The organism is Fodinibius salinus, assembly GCF_008124865.1.
In the GTDB taxonomy this organism is placed as follows: domain Bacteria; phylum Bacteroidota; class Rhodothermia; order Balneolales; family Balneolaceae; genus Fodinibius; species Fodinibius salinus.
Window position 1 is genome coordinate 64,952 of record NZ_VNHY01000001.1, and the last position, 14,236, is coordinate 79,187.

The following is a 14,236-nucleotide window of genomic DNA, read 5'->3' on the forward strand; positions in this document are numbered from 1 at the left end:
GATAAAAATATAGCATTAAAAACCTGCGAACGGATGAATTGAAAGTACCCTATTTATCAGCTCGAATGCAAAACCTAATAAATTAATTTATCATAATATTTTAAAAATAAAAAAGGCGGGACATGGTCATATCCCGCCTTTTTATCTTAACTTACCATTTCCAAAACCATTGCTGATGCTCCGCCACCGCCATTACAAATGCCAGCACAGCCGTGACTTCCGCCAGTACGCTTTAGAGCATGTAGCAGGGTAACGATAATACGGGCCCCCGAACAACCAATGGGATGGCCAATACTTACAGCACCTCCGTGAATATTTACTTTTTCGGGATCCAGTTGAAGGATTTCATTATTTACTAGCGTGACTACAGAAAAAGCTTCGTTTACCTCAAAAAGATCAATCTCATCCTTAGATATACCAGCTCGTTTTATTGCTTTAGGCATTGCATCAGCTGGGGCAGTCGTAAACCATTCGGGTTGTTTGGCAGCACTTGCCTGACTGGTTATTTGAGCGATGGGCGTAAGGCCAAGTTCATTTGCTTTATCTTCGCTCATCAATAGTACAGCAGCTGCACCGTCATTAATGCTGCTGGCATTTGCGGGGGTTACAGTCCCTTCTTTGTCAAAAACGGGATTCAGTTTGGGAATTTTATCATAATTAACACGCTTGAGCTCATCGTCCATTTTTACTTTAGAAACGTTACCCTTGCGGTCTTTTATTTTCATTTCAATAATTTCATCATCATAATAACCCTCTTCATGTGCATTGATGGCGCGTTTGTAGGATTCTATTGCAAATTCATCCTGCTGTTCGCGGCTTATATCGCATTCATCAGCGCAAATTTCAGCGGCATTTCCCATGTGGAAATCATTATATACATCCCACAGTCCGTCTTTAATAATGCCATCTTCGGCTTCAGCATGACCCAATTTGGATCCAAAACGATGTTTTTGCAGGTAGTAAGGTACGTTGCTCATACTTTCCATTCCGCCAGCAGCAATAATATCTGCTTCGCCAAGCTTAATTTGGTTCGCACCGATCATAATGGCTTTCATCCCAGATGCACACACTTTGTTGACTGTCGTTGAGGGCGTAAGGTCCGAGAGTCCAGCCTTAAGTGCTGCTTGCCGGGCTGGTGCCTGACCAATACCGGCAGTGAGAACATTTCCAAATACCACTTCCTGGATATCATCGGCACTGATGCCTGTCGTTTTAACAAGTTCTGTGATTGTGGCAGCGCCTAGTTCAGGTGCTGAGTATGATGATAAGCTACCGCCAAAAGAACCTACCGGTGTACGTTTTGCTTCTACAATAACTACGTTCTGCATAAGAAAATCTTTTTTAGATTTATAAAGAATGTATTTCAGTTTGTTTAAAATGCCTGATCTAAATCCTGGATAAGATCATCAGCACCTTCAATACCAACGGACAGGCGAATGAGTGAATCTTTTAGTCCTGCTGCTTCGCGTACTTTTTTGGGGATAGAACCATGTGTCATGGAAGCGGGATGATTTACCAAGGATTCTACGCCTCCCAAACTTTCAGCAAGAGTGAAAACCTCTGTCTGACTCATAAATTCTTTAGCTCGTTCCTGAGCGTCATCTTTTAGAGAAAATGAAACCATAGCTCCAAAATCATCCATCTGTTTTTTGGCAATTTCGTGTTGCCCGTGACTTTCAAGTCCTGGATAACTAACTCGTCCCACTTTTGGGTGGTTATCCAAAAATTCTGCTATCTGTTTGGCGTTATCAGTAGCTTGTTGCATGCGTACAGATAATGTCTTTATACCTCGTAACGTTAAATAGCAGTCCATCGGTCCGGGTACAGCACCGGTTGTCTTTATTTGAAATCGCAATTGTTCCATAATCTCTTCATCAGAGGTTGCAACAGCTCCACCAATAATATCAGAATGACCTCCCAAATATTTTGTAGTAGAGTGCAGTACAGCATCGGCTCCAAGGTCTAATGGACGTTGCAAATAGGGAGACGCAAAGGTATTGTCAACGACTGATAACATATTCTGATTATCAGCAAAATCCGTTAATGCTTTAATATCAACGACGCGCAAAAGTGGATTTGTGGGAGTTTCTATCCACAGAAGGGAAGTGTTTTCAGTAGCAGCCTCTTTAACGTTAGCCAGATCGGTCATATCTACAAAAGAAAATTCGATACCGAATGGCTCAAATACTTTGGTAAACAAACGATAGCTGCCGCCATATAAATCATTAGATGCAATGACGTGGTCACCAGGACGAAACATTTTTAATACTGCATCCATAGCAGCACATCCACTTGCAAAACAGGCACACTCATCGGCGTTTTCTAGTCCGGCAATTAATTTTTCCAGTGCTGTTCGTGTAGGATTACTCACTCGGGCATAGTCATATCCCTTGTGTACACCCGGTGCTTCTTGTGCATAAGTAGATGTCTGAAAAATCGGAGGCATTACTGCACCCGAAGTTTCTTCCATTTTTTGTCCTGCGTGGATAGTCTTAGTATTAAATTTCATTACAGAAATTGATTAAAAATTAGACTTTATGTTTTGGGCTTCTTCCTTCATTCCTAAATAAGAATATGTTTGGTACAGATTTCGCCAGAACGTTTTGTTTTTGGGATGTTTCTCAGTTAGCGCTTTGTATAACGGCAGTGATTCTGTTAAAAACTCCTTCATTCGTTTTTGGACAGTTGATGCGAGGTCACCCGTAGCAATACTTTGAACTTGTTGGTACACAGACGCACTGTTGAGATAGAATTGTGCTGCCTGCTGTTTAATATTGATGTTTTGCGGATTGTCTTCTAAAAGTTTGTTAAAAAGTGTATGGGCACGTTGAAACAGAGAATCTACTGAGTTAAAATTATTTTCAGTGAGTTTGCTTTGTTTCTTTTTCAGGTTGTCCATTTGTTGTGAGCCAATATGATATAGTTCTGTGGCCAAACTTTGCTTATAAATAATATTATTAGACTTCTGTTCCACCAGACTTTCTAATAATTGAATAGCTTGCTGGTGCTGTTTGTTCGCTATATATGCATTTGAAAGTCCGTGAATAAGGTTGGTATTTTGGTCAGATATAGAAACTGCCTGTTGGTAGATTCGCACAGCTTTTTGAGGCTGATCATTTTGCAGATAAAGATATCCCAATTGTTCTAATACCGGTATAGGTGGTCGATCTATTTGCTTTTGCGCTTCCTCAAGCAATGCAATAGCTTTTTCCGGTTGTTGGCTGTGATAATATGCCTGTGCCCCCAGCTTGTATGAGGTAGCACTGTCGGGAATAATTACCGTAGCATTGTGGAAGTGATCACCGGCCCGTTTATAATAATCAGAAGCTAATACAGAATCATCCTGGGTAATTTGTACTCCTTTATTGTGTTCGTTACTCCAAGAAACATTCAATAGTTCCGAAGCCTTGTTCTGATCAGTATTTGTATATGCTTGCTCATACTTTTGTGCTGACAGCATAAGCGTAGTATGGGCTTGTTGATATGTTGAAAGGCGACTGCCTACTTCCTTTTTTTCTGCCAATTTGATTAACAACTCCCCTTTTTGATACAACATAGAAGCAGTACTGTCAGATTTGGACAATTGCTTATCCAACTGCTTTATTTGTTTTCTAAGCTGTTTTTGAGTGCGTTTATCAGATTGAGAGGTTGAAGATTTCTGTAAAAGTGTACATCCAAAAAAGAACCCGAATGCAAGTATAACACTTGCTATTCGGGTGATAGAATAATTCATGAACAAAAGTTAAAGCTATATGAGGTTAATTAGTTCATTCCAGCTTTTTTCATGGCTTTTTTGGCTTTTTTGTCCATACCCAAGTTGGTATAGATGCTAAACAGGCTTCGCCAGTAATCTTTATTGTCGGGATCAATTTCAGCCGCCTGTTCATAATACTTCATGGATTGACGAAGGAATTTTCGTCCTTCTTCATCCAGCTTTTTAGCTTTCGCATTATCCTCCGTCATATTACGCTTATCAAACTTGGCTTTTGCTTTGTTTTGGTATATAACACCAAGTGTATTATATGCACCGGGATTTTCAGGATTATATTCTACCGTCGTTTTTAATTCTTTCTCAGCCCGATTTTCTAACTCAGTAATTTGAGAACTTAGTTTTTTATTTTCTTGTTCTAAGTTAGAAATTTTTTGTTTGTTTCCACCTTCTTCTTTGAGCGTCTTAATTTTCTCTTTATTGGCAGAAACAGTATCGCCCAGAGTAAGCGCCTTTTTATAAAGTTGGGTGCCGAGAACTTGGTGAAATTTAGGCTCTTCAGGATTTTGTTGGACAAGTTTTTCAGTAGTACTTATTGCTTTATCAGACTTTCCAACCCGGTTATAAGCATCAGCTAAATTTGAAATAATGTCTTTGTTTTCAGGGAAAAGTTGTGCAGCTTCCTCAAATACTTTAACAACTTGTTGGTTATTTTCCTGATTAAAATGGTAGCTGCCCAACTGCATATAATCAGTAGCTTTTTTCGCAGAGTCAGGTATCATTTTTAGATATTGAGACTTTGCAGAGCTGGCCCTTTTGTAAGATTTGTTTGCACCTGCTATTTGCGCAAGTACATCCCATGACATCGCACTGTCTGGTTGCACCATAGTGGCATTTTCGAGGTGTCCCTCTGAATATTGTAATGGATTATTTACAGTGTTCTTTAAACTATCATTCCGAAAATACTTGATACCGAGATTATGTTCTGAACTCCAAATTTGTTTTTTAATAGTGGGGATACGGTTGATTTCATCAGGAGTATTTTCACTATTTGCTGCAATTTTTTCGCCTTCGGCAAATGTTTCGTTCATACGTTTATAGTAATCCCGTCTAGCAGATGGATCATTTTCTTGTTTTGCTAATCCACTTAGAGCAACACCTTTGTAATAATATCCCAAAGGGTCCTCAGGATATTTTTCAATAGACTCATTTGCTGCTTCTAATGCTACTTGGGGATTCTGACTTTTAATATTTGATTCGGCTTTTTCAACTAGTGGGTTTGAACTTCCACACCCAATCATAACGCCGATGAGCAAGGTCACGAGTAAATATGGTAATTGTTTTCTTAACATGGTGTTAATTGCTATAAAATTGAATATTAAAAAATCCGTTTTGAAATTGGAAAGTAACTATATATCGCCCTTTCTGCAATATAATCACTAAAAATTATTATATTCTTTCTCGTTCATAAAATTTGGCAGTATAAGTTTTATAAAATAAAAATGTTTGGAGCTAGCAAGTATAAAATTCAGCGTAAGCATGATTTTAAGTATATCCAAACCAATGGAGGGCGTTCGAAAACAAGTACACTTGTTTTTCTGCACGGTATGTTTGGGCAGTTAAGTAACTATGACCCGCTGATAAACCAACTTGGAGAAGTTCCGATTGTTGTTCCCGAAATTCCGCTTTATGATGGTTGCAGTTCACAGCTGACGATACGCCAACTCACAAAATGGTTTCATTCTTTTTTGGAGCAGATGGATATTGAACAACCTATTTTGCTTGGTAACTCTATGGGTGGACACTTAGCGCTGGATTATACCTTGCAATATTCCGAAAATGTAGATTCTTTAATTTTGACGGGCAGTTCAGGAATTCAAGAAAAGAATTTCGGCTATACTTTTCCCCGGCGAAAAGATCGCGATTTTATCCGCAAGAAAGCAGCTCTTACGTTTTATGATGATCTTGTTAATGAACAAATTGTGGACGACATAATGGATGTTGTTTCATCTCCGTCTAAAATGCTTAACTTGCTGGCCATTGCCCGGGATACCTACGAATATAATGTTGAAAAATATTTACCGGATATACCACATCCGACATTGCTTATATGGGGACGGAATGATGAAATTACGCCCCCCAACGTGGCTCACCGTTTTTATGAGCAATTACCCAATGCAAGTTTGCGATGGATTGATAAATGTGGACATGCACCAATGATGGAACATCCCGAAAAGTTTGCCTCTTATTTGAATGACTTTTTGATTAATCAGCAATATAACTCAAAACCAAAAATTTCTAGTCATGAAAAAAATTATTCATACTTCTAATGCACCGGATGCGATAGGCCCTTATAGCCAGGCGGTAGTACATGATGATATCGTTTACTGTTCTGGACAGATAGGATTAGATCCCGATACCAATGAATTTGTGGGAGCTGATGTCAGTTCTCAAGCCAAACAGGTAATGGAGAACCTGAAAGCGGTATTAGAAGAAGCCGGATCAGGTTTCGAGAAGACTATTAAATGCGGTATCTACCTTGATGATATGAGCAACTTTGAGACCGTAAACAAAATATATGGGGAATATTTTAAGAATGATCCACCGGCGCGCGAAACTGTTGCCGTCAAAACACTGCCCAAGAATTGCAAGGTAGAAATTGGCTGCACGGCTTATATCTAATATTCGGTATTTGATTATTAGATATGGACCTGGTGATTGCATCAGGTCCTTTTTTATTACTTTCTCAGTTCAAACGTTGTAGTCCGTTTGTTCCCTACCTTGTCAAAGGTTGTGATTTTAATATTCATTACGTTTGTGGGAGTAAAGTTCGGATGATAATAGACAAACTGATTATCTTCGGGAGCATATTCTGGGATGCCCTCTTGCCCATTAACCGTAATTTTTGTTTTCTGATAGGCAATACCGGATAGGTTATCTTGTGCATCAATAAGGATAACCCAATGGCCATCGGGACGTTTTTTTAAACGTGGATTGTTTAACTTTGGGGGGATAGTATCGCTTTTTAGGACAAAAGTTCCCAGCGACTCGACTTCACCTTTTATGAATTTATCAGTAAAAGAGGTCGGAATCAGTTCCCATTTTTCATCTTCATCAAATCGATCGAGCTTATAGAAAGAAAAGCTAGAAGAGGTGGTAAGCATCGAGTCTTTGGGGAGATAGAATGTAAATGCCCCTTGCTGAGGAACAATCTCCGGGATTAGCTCAACAGAGATAGAATCGCCTGATGCTTTTTGAACGGCCATCCCTACAGATACAGTGTCATAAAATGTATGTTTAGGAAATATGGCAAATGATTGTGTATCTGCTGAACGTAAAAAGGTTGTCATATTTGGAGTAATACGCCGAAATATGGTGGGTCCCGTGCCTTGGATATTCATGAACAACGGATCCTTATTTTGTAGTGGTAGAGTCCATCCGTTTTGGTGACGGCTGATATTATCACTGCTGTCTATGGTAATAGTAGTGGTAGAAAACTGCTGTTCTGAGAGTGTTACCCAATCGGGAAACCAACTCCAAGTATGGGAATTGGCCACAATACTGCCAGAAGCCGTTTTTCTTCCCGTGTTGGTTTTCTTTGCTGGGTTTGATGATTTTGCCAATACGGTTATTGAGAACGAAACACTGCTTCTGTTTCCAAAATAGTCTGCAGCTGTAATTGTTACCCGGTGCTTGCCCGGAGCAAGGTTGAGAATTCCGTTTTCACTGCTGGTAGTATAAAAGGGAAGGGTGTTACCGTTAGCCACAAACAACCGCTGATACCCTTCATCTTGTTTTTTTAACAGTGGATAGATACGATCAATGAACATCTGTCCGGTTTCCTGATACGAAAAACTGTCCATCTTGGCATGGAACATCTGTCGACCATCAACACGCATACCGAGTTCGTAAACAGCATAGGAATTGCGGACCCCATTGGATTGATCAAACACATTAATTCCCAATCCCACGGGTCCTGTTATCCGTATATTCGAAGTTTGATACGAAGAGTTACCTCCCCACACATTTTGGGTATGGATTTTATTGCTACCATTAATAGTCGAACGGTGAGAAAACGGTTCAACAGAAATGCCCGTAATTTGTGGAGCAATATTATCTTTGACTGATAGATTGGTCAATAAAGGATTAAATGGCTTATGGTCGGGGGTTCGCAGCTCGAAATGCAAATGGGGCGGGCCAATGCCCGATGCACCACTGTAGCCGATTAGCTCTCCTTGTTTGATAGTTCGGTTTACCCAGCCACTGAATTGGTCTATTTCAAAACTGTAATTATTGGATATACGTACTGAGTCAGCAAAATGCTGAAGCTCATCATTAAACGAGAGCAGGTGGGCATAGACGGAATATGACCCGTCTTTGTGTTTAAGATACAGTACCTTGCCGTAGCCACGGGGGCCAATGGTGATACGATCAACAATTCCGTCTCGGGTGGCATAGACTTCGTATCCACGGCGGCCCCAAGTTTTTAAATCTAGTGCGGCATGAAAGTGGGCAGTACGTGTTTCTCCGAAAGTTGATGTTAAGTAGTGGCTGGCATTGGTAGGCCAGAGGTATTCGGCTTTTGATGGATTAAAACTGGATTGTCCCAGCACCTTCGCAGATCCTCCGAAAAGGATGAACAGTATTAGGATTGATGTTGGCAGGTGCTTCATGATCCACTGACCGTAACATTGAGTTGTACAAGATTATCGCCCAGTGTGGCCTGAATATCATCACCGGGTTGTATGGCTGAAACGCCCTTAGGCGTGCCTGTAAAAATAAGGTCACCCGGCTGTAACGTAAACATAGAGGAGAGGTAGCTGATTAATTTCGTTATCGAAACAATCATTAGCTCGGTATTATCGGATTGACGAATTTCTCCGTTAACGCTGAGTGTAAGATCTATATTCTGAGGGTTGGTAATTTTATTAGCGCGAACAAAGGAACTGATTGGGGCAAAGGTGTCAAATCCCTTTGCTATTGACCAAGGGTGACCAGCCTCTTTTGCCTCTTGTTGGATGTCTCGTGCCGTTACATCAATACCAATTGCATATCCGTCTACATGCTGCAGGGCGCGTTTTTCGGAGATATTTTTACCTCCTTCACCAATTGCAGTTACCAGCTCAACTTCGTGATGCACATTATTACTTTGCTCGGGAATTTGAATAGTATCTCCGTCAGAAATAATGCTGCTGGTAGGTTTTAAAAAGACGAGGGGACAATCCGGCGGATTGTTGTTGAGCTCACGAGCATGTTCTACGTAGTTACGACCAATACAGAATATATTGGTAGCAGTAAGATGGGGCAATCCCGGTATGGTGGTTGACATAATAATCAGAATATAAAAAAGCCTTGGTCTTTGAAGAAACCAAGGCTTTCAAAATATTGATAAAAAAGTTGTTATGCTTGTGGCTCTACATTTACAAATTTACGGCCATTTGCACGTGTGCGGAATACAACCTTGCCAGCTTCTTTGGCAAAAAGTGTGTCATCGCCACCACGACCAACATTTAGTCCTGGGTGGAACTTCGTGCCACGCTGTCGAACAATAATATGTCCGGCTTTGACCATCTCTCCGCCGTATTCCTTAACTCCCAGTCGTTTTGATATCGAATCGCGACCGTTCTTTGTTGAACCTTGACCTTTCTTATGCGCCATAACGTTGTGTAATTTCTAAATTATCCTTCTTGCTTACTTTCCCATGCATCCAAGACCGTTACACGATCTTCATCTTCGGGAATGAATCCTTCTAAATCTTCAAGATCCGTATTATTAATATGCTTTATTGCTTCTTTGGCAAGCATATCGGTAGAAAGCTGTTGCTCGTCGCTTTCTTCGGTCTCTTCTTTTTGGGTAGAAGAAGAGCTTGAACTTGCAGATCCTGAGATAGAAATACTGTTAATTTCTATTTGAGACATCGGTTGTCGGTGTCCGCGCTTCTTTTGGTATCCTTTGCGGCGTTTCTTTTTAAAGACAATAACCTTGTCCGACTTTACATTATCAAGCAATGTTGCTTCAATAGAAGCTCCCTCAATAACGGGTTTGCCGATCGTTACGTCACCGTCATCATTGGTTAAAAAGACACGGTCGAATGTTAAGTCTTGGTCAACCTCGTCACTTTGCTTATCTACAAACAAGACATCGCCTTCAGAAACCCGATACTGATGCCCACCTATTTCAACTACTGCGTACATCTAATTGTAATGATTTGTGGTTATAAAATACGTTTTCACAGAATGCCAAATATAAACTTTTCACCATCCAAAACAAAGTAAAAAAAGCTGATGAATTAAAGGATACAAAATTGTATCATGATAGCTGAAGAAAATCCTATTAAAATTTAGTGCAATGGATAAAGACTTACCAGATTTACACGAACAGGCTTTTATGTTTAAGAATACTAAACGTTTTCAACACGATGGGGGACGGGCATGGATTAAAGATTCACAGCTACACGAGGCCCGGAAAGATGGGAATGGAAAGCTAACGACGGTTACAGAGAAAAAGGATGCGGCCCGCGTCGAATAAGCTGAAGATCACAAGCCTTCCCTGTAATTAATGAGCGAGCTATTTTATGAAATATGTTAAATTTCGGACATGGATTATACTGGTTACAGTAGTTTTAGCCGTGTTTTTTTTACTGATGTATTCTGGCGGTGAGAGGGGAACATATAAAAGTGCACAACCGATTACTGATTCGGTACTCACCCAAACTTATCCTAACATATATGAGGCCATTTCGGAGCGGGATGGCTCATTGTTACAGCCGTACCTTACTCATAGCAACGATGAGGTGCGGGGACAGGCGTGGCGTGCTTTTGCCAATACATCGGTAGATTCACTTGGGCCGTTTATTAATCTAGCCGTCCGGCAAAACACTGCTGTTTCGTGGTTTGGGATAAGTCAGCATGAAATGAATAAAGAACAGTTGCGCCGTTTGGAACAGCGCTGGAAAGAAAATCCCAATGAGCGACCCGGAATTTCAAGAGTGCTGGGACAGCAAGGCGACCAGAAAAGTCTGCAGTTATTTTTACAATATTCGGACTCTACAAATTTCGAAAGTAAATATCATTTAGCCTTGGCTGTCGGCCGATTGGTTGCTCAGTTTGATCTTACAGCTGACCAACAGTTAAAAGTGGTACAGCGTGCTTTTAATGCAAATGAAGATAAGACAACACGGGCTTATTTATATGGATGGTATCGCGGCGATGCTTCTCGATTGAATCCGGTAGTCCAAGATACACTCATGTCGCGCTGGCAGGTACTTGGAAGGGGACTAAGCCCCGAAATTGAACAGTATATCAATAAGATGATGCCGAAGCGTACCACTTCTGAATTGGCAATCTTTTATAACGGAGAACAACGGCTGGACAGTGAGGTACAACTGTCGATAGAATTGGCAAAATCAATTGGTGAAGTTAAGCTTACAGATCAGAATTCATTAGCAGCAAAAATGCTGTTAACCAATGCTAATACGCATGTTCAAGTACAGACACTAAAAAGCTTAAATGGAAAGCTTGATCGGAATGATGGTCTATATAATTATATTACCGGTACGATGCTTACGAATGCACAGCTTGCTGATCCTGTATGGCTGCAGGCGCTTGCGACCTCGGTTAATATTGATAGCGTTCTTGCGGATAAATATACAGATCGTTTAGGCTCCATTCCTCAAGAAAACAAGTATTTTACGCCGAAGGTATTGGCTGTTTATGAAAAAGCTAAGGGTCCTGATGCTTATTTAAACAAAATTGAAGAACTTGTGGGGAGCGATACCCTCAAAACGATGTATGCCCTGCAGAGCATGAACCGGTATTGGCAAAAATTGTCTGGTCAAGAGCAGGCCGAACCGCATATAAAGCAGGTTCGAAGTATCGTTTTTGATGCACTCGAAATGGGCGATCGCGGAGTAGCATATATGACACAGCCGTTGCTGGAAAATAAACAATTATTTAGCAATGGAGATTTTGATCAGATAAATAATGTATTATCATACTTTTCTTTACCGGCAGATGTTGAAGTATATCAGGTTTTTGGGTCCTTATATTATGATCGATTCAGGGAGCAGGCGCGTCCCGTTATTGATTCGCTGGCTGCCCAAAATTATGCTCCACTGAACCGCTCGCTGTCTGATGCAGGTTGGGATGTAGAAGTACCGGAAACGGTTGAACCCAATTTTCGAATGCCTAACTGGGATAGATTATGGGAGCTTGGCCGCCATCCTGTCTGGACCCTGAAAACAGAAAAGGGAAATATTTCTATCGAGATGAATACATTGAGTGCCCCAGCGACGGTATCTATGATCGACAGTTTGAGCAGGGCTGGAGCTTACGATGGTGTACCATTTCATCGTGTGGTACCGAATTTTGTGATTCAAGGTGGAGATATTGAACGTAAAGATGGTTTTGGCGGGCCTGAGTTTGTTATTCCTACAGAAGCTTCAGCTCAAGGGTTTGTGCGTGGAGCAACGGGTATTGCCAGTGCAGGTACCGATACCGAAGGGAGCCAGTATTTTGTTATGCACCAGTGGAAACCGCATCTCAACGGTAGCTATACGCGTTTTGGTAAGGTTGTTGATGGAATGGATGTTGTAGATAATATTACCATTGGAGATAAAGTGTTGTCGACAACTTGGTACTAAGGTTAGTTAATAAAAAATGGCAGCAAGGAACCTATCCTTAATTATGAATTCAAAAATGAGTTTCTTTATATTAAGATGATGTTGTCTGAAATATTAAACGGTATGTTTTATGCTTTTTTCTAAGTCTTGTGTTTATGGGTTACGAGCAACGCTTTTTTTAGCATCAAAAGAGGATGAGGAGCACACCTCCATACGTGAGTTGAGCGAAGAACTTGATATTTCTTTTCATTTCTTAACCAAAATTCTACAGCAGCTTACAGAAGTAGATCTGTTGGAATCTAAGAAAGGACCCAAGGGCGGAGTTCGTTTGACAAAGCCAGCTGAAGAAATATCATTATTAGATATAGTAGTAGCTATAGACGGTGATGAGTTATTTAAAGAATGTGTGTTGGGCTTACCTGGTTGTGGGATAGATAAACCGTGTCCGTTACATAGTATTTGGGCAGAAAATCGTGATGATATTCAAAAGATGCTGGAAACACAGACTCTGCTGGATATGGCTGAGAAGGGAAAACAGCAAAATTTAAGAGTAACTGCTGACGGAAAATTTGAGTGGGGTTAATTTTAAGTAGAATAGATTTAGCACTTTTCAAAACTACTATTTGCAATTCACAAGACAATCCACCCATATACCTAACATTTGGAGATACTGATTTGAGCAGTTGTAATAATATTCAGATTGATGAGCACTGGATTTCGAAAAAAGAGTTGATGGAGCTCATTAATTTTGAAAAATACTTTAGAGCTGTTGCTTGGTTCTGATGAATAAATTTTGTGCTTATGCAGTCATTATTTTCTGACCTCACGATTGTCGAGTTGGCCAGCGTGCTAGCTGGTCCGGCAGTGGGGAATTTCTTTTCTGAATTGGGGGCTGAAGTAATTAAGGTCGAAAATAAAACAAATGGCGGTGATGTTACTCGACAGTGGCGCCAACCGAATGAAACTACTGAGGGTCCCTCGGCCTACTACTCTTCGGTCAATTGGAATAAGGAATCCGTGCTGTTGGATTTTACGGATGATACCGACATGCAAAAGGTCAGACAGCTTCTTCGGGACGCCGATATTGTTATAACCAATTTTAAGAAAGGTGATGACAAGAAATTCGACCTGACATATGAAGATTTAAAAACGTTAAAGCCATCGGTTATTCACGGAAAAATATCTGGTTTTGGAAGTGATAGTGATCGTCCGGCCTATGATTTAATTCTGCAGGCCGAGACCGGTTTTATGTCGATGAACGGCCAACCAAAAAGCCCACCTACGAAGATGCCGCTTGCCCTTATTGATCTATTGGCTGCTCACCAGCTCAAAGAGGGTATTTTATGTGCATTGCTGAAACAGAAAGAAAATCCTAATCAGCCTTTTAATATAGAGGTTAGTTTATATGAAAGCGCGATATCATCGCTTATTAATCAAGCTACTAATTGGTTAATGAATGGTAATATACCGCAACAGATAGGGTCAAAACATCCCAATATTGCGCCATATGGAGAGATCTTTACCACTATTGATGATTACTCTATTACTTTCGGCATCGGAAGCGACCGACAGTTTCGGGATTTGTGTAATATTTTAGATGCTGAGACTTTAGCAGAAGATCCAAAATACGAAAGCAACGAAGGACGTGTTGAACATCGACAGGAATTAGCAGCGATTCTCCGGAATAAAATAGAACAGTTAAAAGGTGTCCCGCTGTTAAAGAAGTGCCGGTCTGAACTGGTGCCTGCTGCAGAAATAAAAAACGTTCAACAGGTTTTTGAAGGACAGAAAGCCCACAAAATGCTGCTCCGGGAGACAATTGAGGGGCGTGAAACGGTACGTCCCCAAACGACCGTTTTTAATATTAGAAGCTAACTTCTTTTCTCTTATACAGGACGTAATGTTGG

Annotated in this window: 14 protein-coding genes; 6 read left to right on the plus strand and 8 right to left on the minus strand. The window is 40.7% G+C overall.

Going from position 1 to position 14,236, the window contains the following annotated elements; genetic code table 11:
* Positions 1-146: 146 nt before the first annotated feature.
* The 4 genes from LX73_RS00275 to LX73_RS00290 all read right to left on the minus strand — a co-directional run bounded on the left by LX73_RS00275 (position 147) and on the right by LX73_RS00290 (position 5,061).
* Positions 147-1,328 (minus strand): acetyl-CoA C-acyltransferase, encoded by a 1,182-nt coding sequence (locus LX73_RS00275; protein ID WP_148897467.1) that lies wholly within the window; start codon positions 1,326-1,328, stop codon positions 147-149.
* A 44-nt stretch (positions 1,329-1,372) separates the two neighbouring features.
* Positions 1,373-2,509 carry a cystathionine gamma-synthase gene (locus LX73_RS00280; RefSeq protein ID WP_148897468.1) on the minus strand — a complete coding sequence of 379 codons (1,137 nt, stop codon included), beginning with the start codon at positions 2,507-2,509 and terminating at the stop codon, positions 1,373-1,375.
* Between the two features lie 12 nt (positions 2,510-2,521).
* Positions 2,522-3,595: a tetratricopeptide repeat protein gene (locus LX73_RS00285; RefSeq protein ID WP_170245536.1), complete on the minus strand. Its 1,074-nt coding sequence runs from the start codon at positions 3,593-3,595 to the stop codon at positions 2,522-2,524.
* Between the two features lie 167 nt (positions 3,596-3,762).
* Positions 3,763-5,061 (minus strand): tetratricopeptide repeat protein, encoded by a 1,299-nt coding sequence (locus LX73_RS00290; RefSeq protein WP_148897470.1) that lies wholly within the window; start codon positions 5,059-5,061, stop codon positions 3,763-3,765.
* 150 nt (positions 5,062-5,211) lie between these two features.
* On the opposite strand from LX73_RS00290, the gene LX73_RS00295 reads away from it, so the two are divergent.
* Together LX73_RS00295 and LX73_RS00300 are read left to right on the plus strand one after the other, a co-directional pair.
* Positions 5,212-6,039, plus strand: a complete 828-nt coding sequence (locus tag LX73_RS00295) for an alpha/beta fold hydrolase (protein WP_148897471.1) — start codon at positions 5,212-5,214, stop codon at positions 6,037-6,039.
* On the plus strand, positions 6,014-6,391 hold the full coding sequence (locus LX73_RS00300) for a RidA family protein (protein ID WP_148897472.1): 378 nt from the start codon (positions 6,014-6,016) through the stop codon (positions 6,389-6,391). The genes LX73_RS00295 and LX73_RS00300 overlap by 26 nt, the downstream gene beginning before the upstream one ends.
* Before the next feature lie 56 nt (positions 6,392-6,447).
* On the opposite strand, the gene LX73_RS00305 is transcribed toward LX73_RS00300, so the two are convergent.
* From LX73_RS00305 to rplU, 4 genes are all read right to left on the minus strand, one after another.
* Positions 6,448-8,382 (minus strand): M23 family metallopeptidase, encoded by a 1,935-nt coding sequence (locus LX73_RS00305; RefSeq protein ID WP_148897473.1) that lies wholly within the window; start codon positions 8,380-8,382, stop codon positions 6,448-6,450.
* The gene (locus LX73_RS00310) at positions 8,379-9,038 is read right to left on the minus strand and encodes a fumarylacetoacetate hydrolase family protein (protein WP_148897474.1); all 660 of its coding nucleotides are present in this window, start codon (positions 9,036-9,038) and stop codon (positions 8,379-8,381) included. The genes LX73_RS00305 and LX73_RS00310 overlap by 4 nt, the downstream gene beginning before the upstream one ends.
* 71 nt (positions 9,039-9,109) lie before the next feature.
* Positions 9,110-9,367, minus strand: a complete 258-nt coding sequence (rpmA, locus tag LX73_RS00315; RefSeq protein WP_148897475.1) for a 50S ribosomal protein L27 — start codon at positions 9,365-9,367, stop codon at positions 9,110-9,112.
* Between the two features lie 20 nt (positions 9,368-9,387).
* Positions 9,388-9,903 carry a 50S ribosomal protein L21 gene (gene rplU / locus LX73_RS13090; protein WP_148897476.1) on the minus strand — a complete coding sequence of 172 codons (516 nt, stop codon included), beginning with the start codon at positions 9,901-9,903 and terminating at the stop codon, positions 9,388-9,390.
* 154 nt (positions 9,904-10,057) lie between these two features.
* On the opposite strand from rplU, the gene LX73_RS00325 reads away from it, so the two are divergent.
* The 4 genes from LX73_RS00325 to LX73_RS00340 all read left to right on the plus strand — a co-directional run bounded on the left by LX73_RS00325 (position 10,058) and on the right by LX73_RS00340 (position 14,204).
* Positions 10,058-10,237, plus strand: a complete 180-nt coding sequence (locus LX73_RS00325) for a hypothetical protein (RefSeq protein WP_148897477.1) — start codon at positions 10,058-10,060, stop codon at positions 10,235-10,237.
* 46 nt (positions 10,238-10,283) lie between these two features.
* Positions 10,284-12,350, plus strand: a complete 2,067-nt coding sequence (locus tag LX73_RS13035; protein WP_211359330.1) for a peptidylprolyl isomerase — start codon at positions 10,284-10,286, stop codon at positions 12,348-12,350.
* A gap of 109 nt (positions 12,351-12,459) precedes the next feature.
* Entirely contained in the window at positions 12,460-12,912 is a 453-nt protein-coding gene (locus LX73_RS00335) for an RrF2 family transcriptional regulator (protein ID WP_148897478.1), read from the plus strand.
* A 218-nt stretch (positions 12,913-13,130) separates the two neighbouring features.
* The gene (locus tag LX73_RS00340; RefSeq protein ID WP_148897479.1) at positions 13,131-14,204 is read left to right on the plus strand and encodes a CaiB/BaiF CoA transferase family protein; all 1,074 of its coding nucleotides are present in this window, start codon (positions 13,131-13,133) and stop codon (positions 14,202-14,204) included.
* Positions 14,205-14,236: the final 32 nt, after the last annotated feature.

Coding starts and splice junctions, on each gene's coding strand:
- LX73_RS00280 (WP_148897468.1), bottom strand. CDS start 2,509: ATGAAATTTAATACTAAGACTATCCACGCAGGACAAAAAATGGAAGAA.
- LX73_RS00305 (WP_148897473.1), bottom strand. CDS start 8,382: ATGAAGCACCTGCCAACATCAATCCTAATACTGTTCATCCTTTTCGGA.
- LX73_RS00325 (WP_148897477.1), top strand. CDS start 10,058: ATGGATAAAGACTTACCAGATTTACACGAACAGGCTTTTATGTTTAAG.
- rplU (WP_148897476.1), bottom strand. CDS start 9,903: ATGTACGCAGTAGTTGAAATAGGTGGGCATCAGTATCGGGTTTCTGAA.
- LX73_RS00310 (WP_148897474.1), bottom strand. CDS start 9,038: ATGTCAACCACCATACCGGGATTGCCCCATCTTACTGCTACCAATATA.
- LX73_RS00300 (WP_148897472.1), top strand. CDS start 6,014: ATGAAAAAAATTATTCATACTTCTAATGCACCGGATGCGATAGGCCCT.
- LX73_RS00275 (WP_148897467.1), bottom strand. CDS start 1,328: ATGCAGAACGTAGTTATTGTAGAAGCAAAACGTACACCGGTAGGTTCT.
- LX73_RS00335 (WP_148897478.1), top strand. CDS start 12,460: ATGCTTTTTTCTAAGTCTTGTGTTTATGGGTTACGAGCAACGCTTTTT.
- LX73_RS13035 (WP_211359330.1), top strand. CDS start 10,284: ATGAAATATGTTAAATTTCGGACATGGATTATACTGGTTACAGTAGTT.
- LX73_RS00295 (WP_148897471.1), top strand. CDS start 5,212: ATGTTTGGAGCTAGCAAGTATAAAATTCAGCGTAAGCATGATTTTAAG.
- LX73_RS00340 (WP_148897479.1), top strand. CDS start 13,131: ATGCAGTCATTATTTTCTGACCTCACGATTGTCGAGTTGGCCAGCGTG.
- LX73_RS00290 (WP_148897470.1), bottom strand. CDS start 5,061: ATGTTAAGAAAACAATTACCATATTTACTCGTGACCTTGCTCATCGGC.
- rpmA (WP_148897475.1), bottom strand. CDS start 9,367: ATGGCGCATAAGAAAGGTCAAGGTTCAACAAAGAACGGTCGCGATTCG.